This window comes from Belliella baltica DSM 15883 (assembly GCF_000265405.1).
Taxonomy (GTDB): domain Bacteria; phylum Bacteroidota; class Bacteroidia; order Cytophagales; family Cyclobacteriaceae; genus Belliella; species Belliella baltica.
Genome location: NC_018010.1, coordinates 972,186 through 989,462, shown reverse-complemented (window position 1 = coordinate 989,462; position 17,277 = coordinate 972,186). Strand labels below are relative to the sequence as shown.

Below are 17,277 nucleotides of genomic sequence, written 5' to 3'. Positions count from 1 at the left end.
AATAGTAGTTTATGTTTCCAACCTATCAAGCGAGAAAACTTATAAGAATTATCGAACCTGAATATGGACATACTCAACCTTGGGTGGTTCTTTGTGAAGGAGATAATGGTTTGGAAGAGTTCGTTGTAAAAGTATTTAACGAAGAACACCTTTTAGATAAGCCACGAGTTCATGGTGAATTTGCAGGAAGTTGGTTGGCTGAGGAGTTTGATCTATTAACACCAAAAGTAGCCTTGGATCGCTATTGATCAGTTATTTTTCAACTCACTTCCTACAAAATATGCAACTAAAATTGATTTTGACGATGATCGATTAAAATTTGGATCTAAAATTTAAAATCATTCCAACATTTCCCTAAGGGATATAAGAAGAAAGCATTTTCAAAATTGATCCCTATCGATAGGCTATTTGCTTTTGATAATTTTTATGTGTATCCGCTTGAATGCACGTGACAAAATTTGACAATACGTGTCAATTAGTTGTAGGTTGAGATTCGTTGTTGTTCCTTGTATAAAAATAGGAAACATTATGACAATACTTCAATTTCTACAATACTTTCCAGATGAAGAAAGCTGTGAAGTTTATATCAAAGAGAGCAGAGAAAAGGCAGGAATATGCTGTAAAACCTGTAAATCCAATACTAAGCATTACTGGTTCAGTGGTGGAAAATTCTTTGAATGTAGTCAATGCAGAAGGAGGAGCTCCTTAAAAAGTGGAACTGTAATGGAGAGCAGCAAGATATCTCTTCATACCTGGATGTTGGCTTTTATCTTCATGTCAGCTACTAAGAAAGGCTTTTCGTGTCTTGAATTCCAAAGGCAGGTTAGCTTGTCAAGATATGATACTGCTTTCAGACTGATGCATAAGATTCGTGCCATGATGGGTAAAAGGGATTCGCTGTATATCTTAAATGACATGATTGAGTTTGATGAATGCTTTGTAGAAGTTGCAACCAAAAAACAGGTAAAGCAAAACCTCAAACGAGGAAAAGGGAGCCAAAGACAGGCAAAAGTAGCAGTGGCTGCCGAATCTACCCCACTTGAAAATCCCAGAACAGGAAAGAAAGACAGAGCATGTGGATTTTATAAAATGGAAGTACTAGGAAAAGTAGATTCAGATCATGTCAACAAATTCATTAAGAAGAATATAGCTGGAGATGTCGTCCTGTTTACCGATAAAAACACAGCCTATGTTGATATTGTAGATATTGTTGACACACATTATATGGTTGTTTCAGACAAAGTAAGTGTCAATGAAACCCTGAAATGGGTACATAAAGGAATCAGTAACCTGAAAAGAAATCTATTGGGAATACATCACATGATCACATATAAATATTTACAGAACTACCTCAATGAATTCGTCTATAAGCTTAACCGAAGATATTTTGGAGAAAGACTATTTGACCAATTGATTATTGCAGCTGTTCATCCTTACGTGCAGTGATGCGGATACACATAAAAAAATTTCATCTTTTCTTCATCTAAACCATAACTTTACTCAGGAGTTTAAACTACAATGAAGCAAAAATCAATCATCATCGGGGCAGGAATCGCAGGTATTGCAGCCGCAATTCGACTTGCAGTAAAGGGGTATCTGGTAGATGTTTATGAAGCGAATTCCTACCCTGGAGGGAAGCTTTCCGAAATTACACTCAAAGGCTACAGATTTGATGCGGGCCCTTCACTTTTTACCTTACCAGAGCAAGTTGAGGAACTTTTTCTTCTTGCTGGTAAAAACCCATCTGATCATTTTGAGTATTCAAAGCTAGATGTAGCTTGTCATTATTTTTGGGAAGATGGCAAATCAATCAAAGCGTATGGAGATGTGAATGCATTTGCAGAGGAAGTAAATACTAAATTAGGAGAACCCTCTGAGAATATTAGGAAGGCACTTCGAAGCTCAGCTTATATCTACGAGCATCTTGCTCCGCTTTTTATGCACAGATCACTTCATCAGTGGAATACATGGGTCAACCCCCAAGCCTTACGTTCTTATTTGAAAATGGGGAAATTGGGAATTTTTGAGACTATGAATGCAGCCAACGAAAGGCTATTTCAACAAGATAAAACTGTGCAGCTTTTTAATCGATATGCCACTTATAATGGTTCAAATCCTTACGAAACACCTGCTACACTGAATATTATTCCTCATTTAGAGTTTAATATTGGAGCATTTTTTCCAAAAAAAGGAATGCATGATATCACACAAAGTCTTTATCAACTTGCTTTGGATTTGGGAGTAAGATTTCATTTCAATGCTAAGGTAGAAGAAATTTTGGTGGAAAATGATCAGGCAGTTGGTATCAAAGTCAATCAAAATGAAGTAAAATCAGACCTTGTCATCAATAACATGGATATGGTCAATGCATACAAGACCATTTTAAAAAAACAGAAACAACCTAAGAAACTTCTAGAGCAACCCAAGTCAAGTTCAGCACTCATTTTCTATTGGGGTATCAAAAAGGTGTTTCCTGAACTTGATCTACACAATATTCTTTTTAGCGATGATTATAAAGAGGAGTTTCACCATATTTTCGAGAAGAATGCAATTTATCAAGACCCAACGGTCTATATCAATATTACTTCTGTACATAAAAAAGATGATGCTCCTGAAGAATGTATGAATTGGTTTACCATGATCAATGTTCCCAATAATCAAGGTCAGGATTGGGATGTTCTAATAAAAGAAGCTAGAAAAAACATCATTTCTAAAATAAACAGGATTTTGAAGACAGATTTGGAACCACTCATTGAAGTAGAGCAAATTTTGGAACCAAGAACAATAGAAAGCAAAACTTCAAGTGCTAACGGCGCACTTTATGGCAATAGCTCTAATAATAAATACGCAGCATTTTTGAGGCATGCGAACTATTCTTCAAAACTCAAAAAACTTTATTTTTGTGGAGGAAGTGTTCACCCTGGAGGAGGAATTCCACTTTGCCTGCTATCTGCAAAGATTATGACAGAGCTGATTAAAAAATAAGACCTGTCTGGTTTCTAAAACCTGACAGGTCACTTGATATATTAAGATGTTATTTACATTCTATTGAAAATGATATAAGAATACCAAAACTCCTGAAAAAGCTGGTTTTTTTTGATCTTTAATTTCCAACTTGACATTTACTTCGGCTTTGATAGTTCCGCGTAAATTCACTACACTTTTCAGGTTTGCATTGAGCCTCACTTCGTTATTGACCAAAACAGGCTGAGCAAAACGTAAGTTTTCTATCCCATAGTTTACCATCATTCTTAAGTTCTGGACATCTACTACTTGCCCCCAAAGGTATGGGACAATCGAAAGTGTAAGGTAGCCGTGCGCGATAGTATCACCAAATGCACCTTCCTTTTTGGCTCTTTCAGGGTCTGTATGAATCCACTGATGATCCAAAGTAGCTGTTGCAAATTGATTGATCTGTTCTTGTGTGATTTTGTGGTAATCGGAAACCCCAAGTTCCAATCCAATATATTTTTCGAAATCTTCGAAACTTCCAATTGTTAGCTGACTCATAGATATTTCTGTTTTAAAAAAATTAAAGGTATTAAAAATCTGGTAAATTTCAGCTTAATTTGCTTTCCATTAGTCATGTCCATGAGTCAAAATACAACTTCCAAATATATTCACGGTTACTTAGAAACTGAGCAGGAAAGGCTTAGACATCAAGCTCATGTGATCGAAAAACCAATTTATGATTTCATTGATTTTTCTTCCAACAAAAAACTTTTGGAAATCGGTAGTGGTGTTGGTGCTCAGACAGAAATCTTACTTCGATATTTTCCAAACCTACACATTACCTGTGTGGAATACGAGAATCGTCAAATCGCCAAAGCAAAGGAAAACTTGCAAAATCTAGGCTTCGATGAATCAAAAGTAGAGTTTTTGAATCAAGATGCAAGAAACCTAAAACTCAATGGGAAATTTGATGCTGTATTTATCTGTTGGGTGCTCGAGCATATTGCAGAACCTCTTCGCGTTTTGCAAAGTATGAAGCCATTCCTTGACATAGATGCAAAGGTCGTGATTACAGAAGTTTTCAATGCTACTTTCTACACTTATCCACTCGTTCCTGCAATTATGGATTATTGGAAAATATATAATGACTATCAAGTATCTATCGGAGGAGACCCACAGGTGGGTGCTAGATTAGGAGATCTTTTGGAGGAAGCGGGATATAAGAATATTTCAATTAGATCAGGCGGGTTTCACCTTGATAGAAGAAATCCTCTTGATAAAAGGACTGTTTTCGATTACTGGAAAAACTTAATGAGTAGTGGTGCACCACTACTTTTGGAGGAGGGTTTGGTTACTGAAGTTCAAATCAAAGCCATGCAGACTGCTATGGATGAGTTAAGTGAGAGAAAGGATTCTATATTTTACTACAGATTTATACAGGCTACGGCTTTTGCCTAAAATTTTAACTATGAAAATATTCAAAAAAGTCTTTTTAATCTTAGCCAAATTGGTCATGTGGTTTTTCATTATCTCAATAGGTTTGACTGTGGTCTATAAATTTGTGCCGGTACCAGTTACTCCATTGATGCTTATTCGTGTTTGGGAACAAAGTTTAGATGATAAAAAAGAAGTTCGACTCTATAAGAACTGGGAATCTATTGATAATATTTCTAAGCATCTTCCACAAGCAGTAGTAGCAGCAGAAGATCAAAAATTCATGAATCACAATGGATTTGATCTTGAGGCAATGAAAAAGGCCTGGGAAGGAAATAAACAAGGGAAGCGAATAAAGGGGGCTAGTACCATCTCTCAACAAACTGCCAAAAATGTTTTTTTATGGCCCGGAAGAAACTTAGTTCGAAAAGGACTTGAAGCTTATTTTACTATTTTGATTGAATTTATCTGGGGCAAAGAAAGAATTATGGAAGTCTATCTCAACGTGATAGAAATGGGCGAGGGAATCTATGGTGCAGAAGCTGCTGCTGATGTTTTTTTCAAAAAATCAGCAGGAAATCTTAGCAGAAATGAAGCTGCATTGATTGCTGCGACACTTCCAAACCCAAGAAGATGGACCCCTTCACGACCGACAGGCTACATTTATGGGAGGCAAGCTTGGATTTTAAGAAATATGAATAATTTAGAGCCTGTAGGCTTTGGGAAGTGATAAAAAATATTTAACCGTAATTGACCATGTAAGAAGATTTAGCACTTAAATTAATGCGGCCAATTGTTATCGCTGAATTAGTCGATCAGTTATCAATTCATTAAAAGACATTGAAATAAAAATTTTGTTTGACTACTGATAATAAGAGTAAAACCAAATAAAAATAAAAAAGCCGCGAAACAAAGTTTCACAGCTTTAGTCAATTAACAATAAACCCAAAATAACCAGCTGTAGGAGAAGGATTCGAACCTCCACGGGACGGTTAGGCAAAACACGAGCTCGATATTTGCTTTATTCCGGAACCCCACCCCCGAGACAGGAGGGCATGTCTGCCAGTTTCAACATCCTACAGTATAATATTTTCAAACTTTAATTTTTAAAAGTCTTACACTTCTAAAACTTGGCTGTAGGAGAAGGATTCGAACCTCCACGGAGTAGTTAGGCAAAAATACGAGCTCGATATTCGCTTTATCCTAGAATCTCCACCCTCGAGACAGGAGGGCATGTCTGCCAATTTCAACATCCTACAAGTTGTTTATCAAATTTTCTGACCTTTTGTCTTTGTTTGATATTTCAAAGTTAATAAAACATTCCGTTCATTAAAATTTATTCAATAAAATAGATAAAAGTTTACATTAAAATTAATTTTTAACTTATTTTATTAGATAAATGATAATTAAGGCTTTTGATTTTCCGTGAATTTTAATAATATGGAAATGACTTCTTAGCAGATGTTCAGCTAAGAAATAATATAAGGTATTACATTGGATTGCTTTGAATAAAATTTTATGATGTAGACAGAATTCAGGTTAAAAAATTAAATTTTGAAACTTTACAGCATATATAAACTAGGTGTTGGTATTGAGCTCCTGAAGTATATGGTGAATTTTTTCTGCGTTGGGAGACTTGAAAAACTAACTTTTAAAATTTTCTGATGTTCCATTGGGGATCAATACTTCTGCATCAAAGCAATGAACAGATTTATTACTTTGATTTTGAAAAATAATTAAATCAAAATGAGCTGTGTAAGAATTACCTAAAAATTGTGGTGCATGAATAACATGAAGTGTAATGGCATTTCCCAAAACTTTATTGAAATAGGACTTTTGCTTTTCAATTTCATCCTGACTTTTCAAAACAATTAAAACTCGGTATCCTTTAGCAGATTCTGTGAATCTTGAATGTTCTGAAGGAGCCATTTCAAATAAAAAATCCACCTCCTTTCTGACATATTCAGAAGAACCATCTTTACGTTTGTCAGAAATTGATTTCATATAGAATTCGTTTAGACAAATGAAAGGAGGCAGAGACAATGCCTCTGCTTCCCAAAACAATTAAGTAAGCTTTACTAGAATTCAAAAGTATAATAGAACACTTAAATAGAATTGTTCTGAGGTTGCAATGATTTGTTGAATTGATTCAAAATAAAAAAAATCGTCCTATTTTTCTTGAATAAAGCTATTTATGTATTCAGATGGAGATTTGCCATACTTTTCTTTAAAAATTTTTGAGAAATGTGCGATACTGTTGAACCCACAGGAGTAAGCAATTTCACTGACTGTTCCCGCTCTTGATTCTAATAAAATGGCACTTCTTTCTAGCCGAACTCGCTTTAGTAAGTTGCTTGGAGTTTCTTTGGTCAGCGCGAATACTTTTCGATAAAGATTTGACCTACTTTGATTCATTTTTTCTGCAAGAGATTCTATGGAAAATTTTTCATCAGAAAGGTTTTCCTGAATTATCTCGAATAATGATTTGAGATAACTTTCCTCATTAGACTCAAGTGTGGCGTGTTCAAAACCAAATACATAATTTGTTTCTAAGGATTCAGAATTTGAGTAAAAGGCTTTCAACCTTTTTCTTAGCATAAATTGATGCCTGATGATTCCGATTAATTCATCCATTTCAAAAGGTTTTGGCAAAAATGCATCGGCTCCAATTTCTAATGCCTGAAGTTTGTCTTCTACTTGATTTTTTGCTGTAAGAAAGATAACTGGCAAAAATGCCCACTCGGGATTGTTTCTTATTGTATTGAGTAAGAAAAAACCATCTCCATCGGGCATCATTACGTCCGTAATAATCAAATCTGGAATTGAATATTCGAGATTTTCCAAAGCGGCATTTCCAGAAATAGCTTCTGTAATGTTGTATTCTTCAGAAAGGTGATTGATTACATATTGACGGATATCTTTATTATCATCTACAATGAGAATATTGGGCAATTCAGCTTTGAAATTATTGGAATGAACTTGTCCAAAGTATTTTTCATTTTTGATTAACTCCGTACTTGATGATACATGCAATGCATGCAAAGTACCTGATTCATTTGTATCTAGGCATCCATCACAATTTCTTCTGTATTAGGGTTTAATCTATTTAGTCCCTTATCTTCCGTGGCAATCCAAATATTTCCTTTTTGATCTTCCATCAATCCCCTGACATTGTCACTTGACAAGCCATCTGAAATATCATAAACTTTAAAATCTCCAGTTTCATAATTAAACTTTCGGATTCCTCCTCCATTAGTCGCCATCCAAAGTATATTATCCTTAGATTCTAAAATAAATCTCACAGGAAAATCTACCATCTCATCAGAAAATTTAATGGGATCTACAGCAGTTTCACCATTTTTGAGACGATGAAGGCCGAATTTATCCCCAAACCAAATAGTACCATCTCTACTTTCTTGAATAGCAAAAACACTTTCGTTTAAGCCCTGAATTTCTTCAAAAACCTTAGGGCCTTCTGATTTTAATGAAGTGTTTTGATTATTTTTCAACCTTCCCACATAAAGCGTTCCGTCTGACCCTTCAAGAAAAGAAGCCAAAGCACCCTTTCCTCTTCCAAATGGAAATGAGACGACCTGTCCATCCTTTGTCAGATAGTGCATTCCGTCAACCCAAGACCCAAACCATATTCTATCTGATGAATCTTCATACACGCCATAAAAATTGTTTCCAAAATCCTCAACTACAAGACTCTCTATCAATGACAATCTATACCTTTGGATTCCAGTCCTCAGGACACCCACCCAAATATTGTCCTCCAAATCACATAAAATACAGCTAGCAAGCTCTTCAGTTTGGAACTGTAATTCTCCATTTCTAAAAACTTTATTGTCTTGAATATTCCAAACAGCACCATCTTTGCACTTTGTCATCGTCGCTCCTCTCCAGACACTGATATCTGGAGCGAAAGAAAATGGCTTTTTATAAATGTACTCCAACTTTTCATCTGTGGCTTTGTATAAGCCAGTTTCTGAACTTACCCAGATATTATTATTGTCGTCTTCTTCAATTGCGTGATATAATGCAGGTACCTTAGACCATCCAGAATATATGGATTGTTCATTAGTAAAACCCATAACACTTTCTCCTGTTGAATAATTGATTCTGTTGTGTGCGCCCCAAATACGTCCTTTAGTATCTTCAAAGAGAATGCTTGTTTTGCCTTTATTAAATGTTTGAACGGTGTCAAATTCTATGTAGGGAAATTTTGTTTTGAGGACTTTTCCTTCTTCTCCGAAACCAATAAGAAGAGATCCATTCCTTAATCTTAAAAGGCTAGTGGCTTCTTTTTCTTTTGAAAACTTGGGGATTAAAGGTTCAAGTTTTTTGCTTTGATGATCAAATTGATTCACTCTGTTTTTTGCCAATACCCAAGTCAAAGAATCTCCATCTACAATTATTTGTAATTCTTGGGCATTCAAAATCCCTTCGAAAACAGTGAAATTTCCTTTATCAAAATGAATCAGGTGGTGTTGTTCAGTGGTCAACCAAAAGCTATTTCCTTGTCCAGCTGTGATTGTGGTGATTCTATTAGATGGCAAGTCAGGCGTATTGCTTACATCATAAAGTTTAAAGTTTACCCCATCAAATCGTAATAGGCCATTGAAAGTCGCTGACCAAATGAATCCATCGGGGGTTTGATACATTTGATTGATGTTATTTACAGGAAGCCCATTTTGTAAATTCCACTTTTCGCTTAGGTACATTTCTTCTTTACGATCTTGATTTTGCCAAATCCCTAAAGCAATATTGTTTGACTGAGCTTGTCCTTCATAAAAAACAAACAACAGTAAAAAAGAAACAAACCATTTCATTACATGTAAAAACTGCATCAATCCTCTCATTACTTTTTTCAATACTTACCAAAGAATTACACTTTACTAAAAATTTAAAGTGCCTTAACCTGAAAACCACAGTAATTTAAGTAGAAATAACCTGAAATGTTCAAAGGATCCAAATTAATTCTAACTATTTGAAAATCATCAATCAGACTTAAAATAATAGAACAATAAATGGCAAGAGAAAACTTGCTTCTAAAATTTTTCTAGTTATTTCTTTTGGTTTTTTTTCATCCAAAAAATAAATCATGTGTATCAACTGCATCAGCAGTAAGATTGCTGTGTATATATGAAAATAGGACATCAGACTTATAAATAAGTAAAAAGAAAAAGCTACTCCGAAAATTGCCAGCCCAAAAATCATCTTTTTCAGTTTTTTTGGTGCCACCCATTTGATTACTGAATCAAACCCATCTTTTTCATCTGAATCTTTATCTAAATAGGATAGTATGAGCAAATTCACCCAAGCAATGATAAAATAAAGAAAAGCTAGTCCATAAAAAGGTTTTGGAACTGAATTTTCATCAAAGGCTAAAGGAGCAAGTGTAATTCCTAAAACATAGAATGCAGCAATTAGAAATTCCTTCATATAAGCAATTTTTTTTCCGAAAAAATATACTAAAGACAGACAGCAGGTTATAATTGCAGCGAGCACAACCCCTGGAATAAGCAAAAAGTGAAGAGTTGATAAGCTTATCAATAATGAAATAACTATCAAAAAAATAATGACTAATACAATTTGCAGTGACTTTTTGTTTTGAAAATGAAAGTAGTGCCTTGGAGAATTAGGTTGGTGATTTGCTTTTTTGACATCCATCAAATGATCTAGTGTGTAAATGATCCAAACCGTCAAACCCAGTAATAAAATGACTTCAAAAGGGAGAGTTAATCGCAATAGATGTGCAAAAAACAACATCCCAGAAATGGCTCCCAAGACAACGTCAAATGATAGAAAATTGAAGTAATTATAAAGATTTTTGATTGCTTTCACTTCTCAAATCTACTATTGATTTTTGAAAAAATGATTAACCGAAGCTCTAACTCTATGAAATTTAAACAGTTTGAAATGAAACGGAGAGGAGTTGTTGGTGATCAGATAATCAGTTATCAGTGTGTCAAATGATACTAAATCCAATTAATTGTGGCACTCACAGTGAGAAAGTGGGTATACAAATTCGGAATTGTACCATAAGGAAATATCAAAATGAAAAAAGAGAATCAGTCAACTAAAATGATTGATTCTCTTTTTTGCTAGGATAAATTTAAAATCCTTAGAGCAAAATGATCAACAAGATCAAAATAATAATTAGCGCTCCAGTAGAAATGTAAACACCATTGTTTCTTTCATTTGCTTCTCTTTTCAGTTCCTTGAGCTCCATTCTGATTTCTTTTCGTTCTGCTTTGCTCATTTCTTTGAAATCCATTTCCTTGATTTCCAAAACTCTGGCATCGATTTCCTCTAACCTTTTGAGATCTTCGGCAGAGATTTCTTTTGCTTCTTTGTCTTTATCTTTTGCTGCAAATGAAGCAGTAGCTGTAAAACTTGTCAGCATAGCTGCTATAAATAATGTGTTGATAACTTTTTTCATACCCTAAATTTTAACCTGATTTAATTTATTTATTTCAAACTACCAATCATGTCTTCAGGTTTTACCCATTCATCAAATTGTTCGTTGGTCAGCAATCCTAAAGCGATCGCAGCTTCTCTTAGGCTTATGCCTTCTTTGTGCGCTTTTTTAGCGATCGCAGCAGCATTTTCATAACCGATATGTGGATTTAATGCTGTCACAAGCATCAAAGAATTTTCTAAGTGTTGTTTGATAAATGGCGTATTAGGTTCAATTCCAATCGCACAGTTGTCATTGAATGAAACTGCCGCATCTCCTAGAAGTCTCGCCGATTGAAGGAAATTGGCAATCATCATTGGTTTGAAAACGTTCAATTCAAAGTGTCCATTTGAGCCACCAACTGATATTGCAACATCATTGCCCATAACCTGTGCAGCGACCATAGTAATCGCTTCTACTTGCGTTGGATTTACTTTTCCAGGCATGATGGATGATCCTGGCTCGTTTTCTGGAATTAAAATTTCTCCAATTCCTGATCTTGGTCCTGAAGAAAGCATTCTGATGTCATTCGCAATTTTCATCAAGCTTACTGCAAGTTGCTTCAAAGCCCCGTGGGATTCAACAATTGCATCATGGGCTGCTAAAGCTTCAAATTTATTTGGTGCAGTAACCATGGGCTGTCCTGAGAATTCAGCGATTTTCTTCGCAACCAATTCCGAATATCCTTTTGGGGTATTTAAGCCTGTTCCAACTGCGGTGCCTCCCAATGCTAATTCAGAAAGATGAGAAAGTGTGTTTTTCAATGCTCTCAATCCATGATCAAGCTGTGCAACGTAACCAGAAAATTCCTGTCCCAAAGTAAGTGGTGTGGCATCCATAAAGTGTGTTCTGCCAATTTTAACCACATTCATGAATTTTTCTGATTTTGCTTTCAGCGTATCTCTCAATTTCTCAACTCCAGGAATAGTCGTCTCCAAAACCATTTTGTACGCTGCGATATGCATGGCTGTTGGGAAAGTGTCATTGGAAGACTGAGACTTATTCACATCGTCATTCGGATGGATTTTTTTCTTTTCATCCTCCAGCGATCCACCTAACAAAACATGCGCTCTGTAAGCAATGACTTCATTAGAATTCATATTTGACTGCGTGCCAGAACCAGTTTGCCAGATAACCAATGGAAATTGATCATCATGCTGACCTGCTAAAATTTCATCACAAACTTTAGCGATAATTTCTGCTTTATCCTGAGCCAAAACACCCAATTCAGCATTTGTGAATGCTGCTGATTTTTTCAAAATGGCAAAGGCTCTGATAATCTCGATAGGCATGCGATTTCGCTCACCTCCAATTTTAAAATTATTGATCGACCTCTGAGTCTGTGCGCCCCAATATTTGTCCGCAGGAACTTCCACAGGCCCCATGGTATCTTTTTCTATTCTGATGCTCATCGTATTGTTAGATTTAAGAGTTTTATTTTTCAAGATGCTAAATTAAGACCTGCGTTCCACAATCCATATAAATTATTTGTTATTCGGTCTTTTTCGTTTCCAAAATTTGATGAAATACTTCCTGAGAGATTTTGATTTTCCTTTTGAAATGCGCCCACGCAAATCCATAATTTAAGAATGCAAAACCCAAGCAAATTACTGCATACATGTATTTTTCATTAATCAATCCAAAAAATAGACTTAACAACAATGAGACTACATTCCAAAATCCAAGAAAGAATGCTGAACTTGGAAATAATGAATAAGAAAGAAAAAGAATTGATCCCATTGGGGTGTCTTCAATTTTTCCTTTTATCAAAGGGAGAAAGCTATCCGCTCTATCGATGACAAGGGAAATACTAAAGCTATTTTCTTTGATTAAACCATTAAAAAGATGTGTATTTTGCTTCAAAGCATTATAAGCTAGAAAATTCATGTTTTTAGTCACTTTTCCCAGATTACTCATCACCTCTGCTTTACTTTGAGGAGAGACTAAAATTTCGCTTTGATGAGGGAAAAATGGCATAAGGTCTAAACTTCGTTGTATCAAAATTAGTTTTTAGAGTTCATAAAATGAAGAAGTATGTCGTCAAACCAAAGAGAGACTTTTACTGAAGTATGGAAAGAATCTGTAGCGGGGAGGGAAAATCAGATTTGGGAAAATATCTGTGATATAGGTGGTGAAAGAGGCTGGTATTTTGGAACGGCTCTATGGAAAATTAGAGGTTTGATAGATCGTGTTTTTGGAGGGGTTGGCTATCGTAAGGGACGTCCTATTGGAAATCTTGAAGTTGGTGATCAGGTAGATTTCTGGAGAGTGATACATGTGGATAACTCTAAAAAAACCCTGAAAATGGAAGCTGAGATGAAGTTGCCGGGTAGCGTGTGGATAACTTTTGAAATCATCGGAAGCCAATTCATCCAAAAAGTGGAATTTCAACCCAGTGGAAATTACGGACGCGTCTATTGGTTCATGGTAAAACCAATTCATTATTTGATGTTCAATGGGATGTTTCGCGCCATCATCAAATACAAAAGGTGACTCAGCGAGCCACCTTTTGAAATTTATTTTACGGCGATGCAGGAGATTTCCACATTAACATCTTTAGGGAGTCTGCTGACTTCCACAGTTTCTCTTGCAGGTGGATTAACTTTGAAATATTGGCCATATGCATCGTTGATTGTAGCAAACTGACCCATATCTTTGATAAAAATGGTGCACTTCGCCACATTTTCGAATCCATACCCAGCTTGCCTCAGGACAGCTTCTAAGTTTTTCATCACAGCGTGAGTTTCTTCAGTGATATTTTCATTGATCAAGTCTCCTGTTTCTGCATCTAGTGCAATTTGTCCAGAAATATAAAGTGTATTTCCAGCTTTCACTGCCTGACTATACGGCCCAATCGGTGCAGGTGCTTCTGATGTATAAATGATTTCTTTTTCCATAAATGTCTCTCGCAGATTACGCGGATTTCGCAGATTTTAAATTAATTTTTTGATTTATTAGATTGTTCGAAATTATTTAGTTTGAGTTTTTTACAATATTTTTTAAATTTAATCATAATCATAATTTTTAAATAATGATTTTTTATGGATATCAATGAAAAGAGTTATTTGATAAGGAAAGCTTGCTTCAATGTGCATAATATTCTTGCCCCAGTCCATTCAAAACAAGTTCTTACGTATTTGAAAATTGCAAAAAAGGAACTGGGCTTTCTGGTAAATTTTAATTCAAAATCGCTTGATAAGTACAATTTAATTAGAATAATCAATTCAAAATAGTCCTTCCAACCAACCAAAAATTATTGAATCACAAATCAAAACAAAAAAATCTGTGAAACCCATGCACTTTCATCCCCTAGGGAGGATCAGCGCGTAATCAATATTTAGAAAAAAATAGAGGAATTTGCTAAAAATTGTTGTTAAAGAGCCATAGATGGGTTTAACAAAAATAAATTTTAAAAAATCTGCGAAATCCGTGTAATCTGCGTGAGCTCACTTTTTAGCTAGGGTTAAGAAGACCTCCAAATACTGATCGGTGACGTGGTCCCAGTTGTATTTTTGGGTAAGGCCGGAGCGGGAGGTTTCTCTTAAAATCTTCATTTCTTCTGGAGAATTTTCAGACTTATCCACAATTTCTCTCACCGAATTGCTACTTTTCTCAAAATACCAGCCATGTTTCCCGTTTTGCAACATTTCTTGATTGAATACGGTGTTCAGGGCTAAAATAGCACAACCATAGCCTAAAGCTTTCAGCATGGCCGGGTTTGTACCTCCATATTCATGACCATGAAAGTATCCATAGCAATTGTGATAAAGTGCCTTTAGCTCCTCTGGATCAGTTACATAACCTGTGAATATTAAGCGTTCATCTTGAATTTTCCGTAAGTTATCCACATAATCATCCTGATAGGGAACATCTCCCACGATAACCAACTTCCTTTTTGAGCTTGATTTGGCAAAACCTTGAATAATGATATCCGCATTGTTGTCAGGAACTAGCCTGCCAACGATAAGAAAGTAGCCTTCTTTTTCTAAATTCCACTTCTTAATTTTTGTCGCATCCGAACTTAGGGCAGGATTAGCTCCATATGCAATTACTTTAGAATTGGCTTGAAACAACTCTTGATAGATTCGCTGCATTTCATCAGAATCATTAATTATTTGATCATAGAGTTTTGTGGCTAGTTTTGATGACCAAAAGAAATATTTAGCCCCTAATCCTTTCCATTTTGGTCTCAACCATTCCAATCCATCGACATTGATGGCTGTTGGTTTTCTGAAAATTTTGGAAAAAACGCCAAAAGGACCATTGCCTGAATTCAAAACAAAAATCACATCAACATCAGAAAAACATGCGTGCAGCATAGAAACAAAAGAATGCGTCAGCTGAGTTAAGCTTTTCTTTTCAATGGCAGGTGTGTACACCAATTTAATTCCATTGACATAAGGTGGTCTGTCTTTAAAAAGTGCTCTATGACAATAGACAGTAACTTCTACACCTTTCTTTTGAAGTCTTTCTCCAAGTTCTTTGACCAAAGTATCGTAACCACCATAAACATAGGGATAACCCTTTGCGCCTAGGATCGCTACTTTTAATTTTTTGTTGGACGATGGGTAAGACATTTCTTTACTTTCTTAGATACTAAAATGTTGAATAACTCTTTCCTGACCTGATTTTCCCATTTTTTTGGCTAAAGATTGGTCATTGATAATAATGCTGATTTTCTCTACCGTATTTTCCAAATCATCTTTGTTGACCAAAAAGCCTGTTTCATTCTCTATTATGATCATTTCTGCAGTTTCACTTTTTGTACTGATCACTGGTAATCCTGTGGCCATTGCTTTCAAAAGAACCATCGAAGGATCCGTAGCTTCAGTTTCCGGTTGAAAAAATAGATTTGAAGCTTTCAGTGCATCTGGAATATCCTTCTTAGTTTTTACAATGTCCAACTTTCCTTTCAATCCCAGTTCAGATTTTTTTGATTTTAATTCTTTTTCAAAGTTGATATCTACTTCTTCACTTACAATCAAAAAATGAGTATTAGGAAAAATTTCAGAAACTCGAGTTGCTACTTTCAAAAAGAAAAAATGTCCAAACCCAGCTTTTAATGGCGCCATCATCGTCAAAATTTCTTTGTCTGGCGGCAGCTGTAAATAATATCTAGCATCAAGTTCCGGTTCTACGAATGGGCGATAGTCTATTTTATAAGGTTTTCTTTGGGTTGTATGTTCTTTTTGATTTTCTTTCATGAAGGGGTAATTATTGAATGTTAAATATAGTGGTCTTAATTGAATTTAGAAATTTGTGTCATTGAGAAACAAGAGCTGAAACTTCCGCAGAAAAGTTTTCCAAATAGGCTTCAATAGAAAAATGTTCTTTGATTCTTTTTTGCCCTGAAATACCCATTGCTATTCTTTTCTCTTTATTTTCTATTAATTCTTGAATGATTAAAGCAGCTTGATTCGCATTATCATGCGGAATTAACAAACCTGTTTCTCCATTGATCACCATCTCTCTTGCTCCTCCATGATTGGTGGCGATCACCGGTTTACCAGAAGCCATTGCTTCCAATATAGTTGTGGGCAATGGATCTGGAAGTATAGAAGGGAGAATAAAAATGTCTAATGTCTTCAAAATTTCAGGAATATCTTTCCTATAGCCCAAATAGCTTATTTTATCTTTGATTTCTGATTTACTTATTGTTTCATTCAGTTCATCAATAAAGTGTTCCGTTCCAGGAAAAGCATCTCCCACTATCACAAAATGTAAATTATCAAAGTTTCGAGAAAGTACTTGAGCGATTTCAATGAAATAACTTTGCCCTTTCCACTGATTTACTCTTGCAATCATTCCTATCAATACTTTGCCTGCGATATATTCAGGTAAGTCACCAAAGATATCTTTATTGATAATTTGATATTGATCATTATCAATACCATTGTAGACCAAAGACATTTTTTTTGAATCAATCTGATCAACCCAATTGTCTTTGACCGCTTGCGAGACAACAATAACTTTCTTAGAATTTTTATTGATAATCTTGCCTAAAAATATTCTCAACCAATTTGGTGATTGGATGATTTCATGAAGATGGGTAATGTGTGGAATATGGTTTTGTTTAGCAACCCAGCCACCAACTAAAACAGCTGAAGTGTTGGAGTAAATCAGGTCGATTTTTCTCTCCTTAACCAATGTGGATAAGTATCGTTTTGCTGCTGTAATTGTATTTATTCGATTGATTAAACCTGAAAAATTAAAATACTTTCTTCGAAGGATTCCTAGTTTTTGAATATGTACTTCCGAACCTAGTTTTGCAATTTCTTCTACCAAAGGACCGTCTTCTGAAAGTACTACAACTGTTTGGAATCCTTTGTTTTTAAGGGCAGTAATTGAAAGTAAAAACATTTTGCTAGCACCATAAAGATCTGAAGAACTATGAAGCATTAATACCCTTTGATTTCTTTCTTTCATGG

General features: G+C 35.3%; 19 protein-coding genes. 7 read left to right on the top strand and 12 right to left on the bottom strand.

The window, feature by feature from the left end; all coding sequences use genetic code 11:
* Window positions 1-11: 11 nt before the first annotated feature.
* The 3 genes from BELBA_RS04630 to crtD all read left to right on the top strand — a co-directional run bounded on the left by BELBA_RS04630 (window position 12) and on the right by crtD (window position 2,985).
* A complete protein-coding gene (locus BELBA_RS04630; protein WP_014771595.1) occupies window positions 12-248 on the top strand; it encodes a hypothetical protein in 237 nt (78 codons plus the stop codon).
* A 280-nt stretch (window positions 249-528) separates the two neighbouring features.
* The gene (locus tag BELBA_RS04625) at window positions 529-1,446 is read left to right on the top strand and encodes an IS1595-like element ISBeba2 family transposase (RefSeq protein ID WP_014771594.1); all 918 of its coding nucleotides are present in this window, start codon (window positions 529-531) and stop codon (window positions 1,444-1,446) included.
* Between the two features lie 72 nt (window positions 1,447-1,518).
* Window positions 1,519-2,985: a 1-hydroxycarotenoid 3,4-desaturase CrtD gene (gene crtD, locus BELBA_RS04620; protein ID WP_014771593.1), complete on the top strand. Its 1,467-nt coding sequence runs from the start codon at window positions 1,519-1,521 to the stop codon at window positions 2,983-2,985.
* Window positions 2,986-3,045: 60 nt separating this feature from the next.
* Here the strand turns inward: crtD and BELBA_RS04615 are convergent, their stop codons facing one another.
* Window positions 3,046-3,510: a MaoC family dehydratase gene (locus BELBA_RS04615; RefSeq protein WP_014771592.1), complete on the bottom strand. Its 465-nt coding sequence runs from the start codon at window positions 3,508-3,510 to the stop codon at window positions 3,046-3,048.
* A gap of 81 nt (window positions 3,511-3,591) precedes the next feature.
* Between BELBA_RS04615 and BELBA_RS04610 the strand changes: the two genes are divergently transcribed.
* The gene (locus BELBA_RS04610) at window positions 3,592-4,410 is read left to right on the top strand and encodes a class I SAM-dependent methyltransferase (protein WP_041779233.1); all 819 of its coding nucleotides are present in this window, start codon (window positions 3,592-3,594) and stop codon (window positions 4,408-4,410) included.
* Between the two features lie 10 nt (window positions 4,411-4,420).
* Window positions 4,421-5,116: a monofunctional biosynthetic peptidoglycan transglycosylase gene (mtgA, locus tag BELBA_RS04605; protein ID WP_014771590.1), complete on the top strand. Its 696-nt coding sequence runs from the start codon at window positions 4,421-4,423 to the stop codon at window positions 5,114-5,116.
* A 914-nt stretch (window positions 5,117-6,030) separates the two neighbouring features.
* Here the strand turns inward: mtgA and BELBA_RS04600 are convergent.
* From BELBA_RS04600 to BELBA_RS04570, 7 genes are all read right to left on the bottom strand, one after another.
* Window positions 6,031-6,390, bottom strand: a complete 360-nt coding sequence (locus tag BELBA_RS04600) for a hypothetical protein (RefSeq protein ID WP_014771589.1) — start codon at window positions 6,388-6,390, stop codon at window positions 6,031-6,033.
* 165 nt (window positions 6,391-6,555) lie between these two features.
* On the bottom strand, window positions 6,556-7,428 hold the full coding sequence (locus BELBA_RS04595) for a response regulator transcription factor (RefSeq protein ID WP_014771588.1): 873 nt from the start codon (window positions 7,426-7,428) through the stop codon (window positions 6,556-6,558).
* A 20-nt stretch (window positions 7,429-7,448) separates the two neighbouring features.
* Entirely contained in the window at window positions 7,449-9,260 is a 1,812-nt protein-coding gene (locus tag BELBA_RS04590) for a ligand-binding sensor domain-containing protein (RefSeq protein ID WP_157466056.1), read from the bottom strand.
* Window positions 9,261-9,396: 136 nt separating this feature from the next.
* Window positions 9,397-10,158 carry a UbiA family prenyltransferase gene (locus BELBA_RS04585; protein WP_245531163.1) on the bottom strand — a complete coding sequence of 254 codons (762 nt, stop codon included), beginning with the start codon at window positions 10,156-10,158 and terminating at the stop codon, window positions 9,397-9,399.
* A 355-nt stretch (window positions 10,159-10,513) separates the two neighbouring features.
* Window positions 10,514-10,831: a hypothetical protein gene (locus tag BELBA_RS04580; RefSeq protein ID WP_014771585.1), complete on the bottom strand. Its 318-nt coding sequence runs from the start codon at window positions 10,829-10,831 to the stop codon at window positions 10,514-10,516.
* A gap of 29 nt (window positions 10,832-10,860) precedes the next feature.
* Window positions 10,861-12,261, bottom strand: coding sequence for a class II fumarate hydratase (fumC, locus tag BELBA_RS04575; RefSeq protein ID WP_014771584.1), 1,401 nt, complete (start codon window positions 12,259-12,261; stop codon window positions 10,861-10,863).
* A 79-nt stretch (window positions 12,262-12,340) separates the two neighbouring features.
* The gene (locus BELBA_RS04570; protein ID WP_245531134.1) at window positions 12,341-12,850 is read right to left on the bottom strand and encodes a hypothetical protein; all 510 of its coding nucleotides are present in this window, start codon (window positions 12,848-12,850) and stop codon (window positions 12,341-12,343) included.
* Between the two features lie 33 nt (window positions 12,851-12,883).
* On the opposite strand from BELBA_RS04570, the gene BELBA_RS04565 reads away from it, so the two are divergent.
* Window positions 12,884-13,342 (top strand): DUF2867 domain-containing protein, encoded by a 459-nt coding sequence (locus BELBA_RS04565; protein WP_041779229.1) that lies wholly within the window; start codon window positions 12,884-12,886, stop codon window positions 13,340-13,342.
* 23 nt (window positions 13,343-13,365) lie between these two features.
* On the opposite strand, the gene BELBA_RS04560 is transcribed toward BELBA_RS04565, so the two are convergent.
* Window positions 13,366-13,746 (bottom strand): RidA family protein, encoded by a 381-nt coding sequence (locus tag BELBA_RS04560; RefSeq protein ID WP_014771582.1) that lies wholly within the window; start codon window positions 13,744-13,746, stop codon window positions 13,366-13,368.
* 144 nt (window positions 13,747-13,890) lie between these two features.
* Between BELBA_RS04560 and BELBA_RS20315 the strand changes: the two genes are divergently transcribed.
* Entirely contained in the window at window positions 13,891-14,082 is a 192-nt protein-coding gene (locus tag BELBA_RS20315; protein ID WP_041779228.1) for a GxxExxY protein, read from the top strand.
* Between the two features lie 213 nt (window positions 14,083-14,295).
* Here BELBA_RS20315 and BELBA_RS04550 read toward each other — a convergent pair whose 3' ends face one another.
* From BELBA_RS04550 to BELBA_RS04540, 3 genes are read right to left on the bottom strand one after another with little or no spacing between them, the layout of a single operon-like run.
* Window positions 14,296-15,426 carry a DUF1972 domain-containing protein gene (locus BELBA_RS04550; protein WP_014771581.1) on the bottom strand — a complete coding sequence of 377 codons (1,131 nt, stop codon included), beginning with the start codon at window positions 15,424-15,426 and terminating at the stop codon, window positions 14,296-14,298.
* A 12-nt stretch (window positions 15,427-15,438) separates the two neighbouring features.
* Complete coding sequence (locus BELBA_RS04545; RefSeq protein WP_041779227.1) at window positions 15,439-16,053, bottom strand: glycosyltransferase; 615 nt, start codon at window positions 16,051-16,053, stop codon at window positions 15,439-15,441.
* A 58-nt stretch (window positions 16,054-16,111) separates the two neighbouring features.
* A complete protein-coding gene (locus tag BELBA_RS04540; RefSeq protein ID WP_014771580.1) occupies window positions 16,112-17,275 on the bottom strand; it encodes a glycosyltransferase family 4 protein in 1,164 nt (387 codons plus the stop codon).
* Between the last annotated feature and the right edge of the window lie 2 nt (window positions 17,276-17,277).

Coding starts and splice junctions, on each gene's coding strand:
- BELBA_RS04545 (WP_041779227.1), bottom strand. CDS start 16,053: ATGAAAGAAAATCAAAAAGAACATACAACCCAAAGAAAACCTTATAAA.
- BELBA_RS04615 (WP_014771592.1), bottom strand. CDS start 3,510: ATGAGTCAGCTAACAATTGGAAGTTTCGAAGATTTCGAAAAATATATT.
- mtgA (WP_014771590.1), top strand. CDS start 4,421: ATGAAAATATTCAAAAAAGTCTTTTTAATCTTAGCCAAATTGGTCATG.
- BELBA_RS04585 (WP_245531163.1), bottom strand. CDS start 10,158: ATGTTGTTTTTTGCACATCTATTGCGATTAACTCTCCCTTTTGAAGTC.
- BELBA_RS04560 (WP_014771582.1), bottom strand. CDS start 13,746: ATGGAAAAAGAAATCATTTATACATCAGAAGCACCTGCACCGATTGGG.
- BELBA_RS20315 (WP_041779228.1), top strand. CDS start 13,891: ATGGATATCAATGAAAAGAGTTATTTGATAAGGAAAGCTTGCTTCAAT.
- BELBA_RS04600 (WP_014771589.1), bottom strand. CDS start 6,390: ATGAAATCAATTTCTGACAAACGTAAAGATGGTTCTTCTGAATATGTC.
- BELBA_RS04565 (WP_041779229.1), top strand. CDS start 12,884: ATGTCGTCAAACCAAAGAGAGACTTTTACTGAAGTATGGAAAGAATCT.
- BELBA_RS04540 (WP_014771580.1), bottom strand. CDS start 17,275: ATGAAAGAAAGAAATCAAAGGGTATTAATGCTTCATAGTTCTTCAGAT.
- BELBA_RS04610 (WP_041779233.1), top strand. CDS start 3,592: ATGAGTCAAAATACAACTTCCAAATATATTCACGGTTACTTAGAAACT.
- fumC (WP_014771584.1), bottom strand. CDS start 12,261: ATGAGCATCAGAATAGAAAAAGATACCATGGGGCCTGTGGAAGTTCCT.
- BELBA_RS04630 (WP_014771595.1), top strand. CDS start 12: ATGTTTCCAACCTATCAAGCGAGAAAACTTATAAGAATTATCGAACCT.
- crtD (WP_014771593.1), top strand. CDS start 1,519: ATGAAGCAAAAATCAATCATCATCGGGGCAGGAATCGCAGGTATTGCA.
- BELBA_RS04625 (WP_014771594.1), top strand. CDS start 529: ATGACAATACTTCAATTTCTACAATACTTTCCAGATGAAGAAAGCTGT.
- BELBA_RS04550 (WP_014771581.1), bottom strand. CDS start 15,426: ATGTCTTACCCATCGTCCAACAAAAAATTAAAAGTAGCGATCCTAGGC.
- BELBA_RS04580 (WP_014771585.1), bottom strand. CDS start 10,831: ATGAAAAAAGTTATCAACACATTATTTATAGCAGCTATGCTGACAAGT.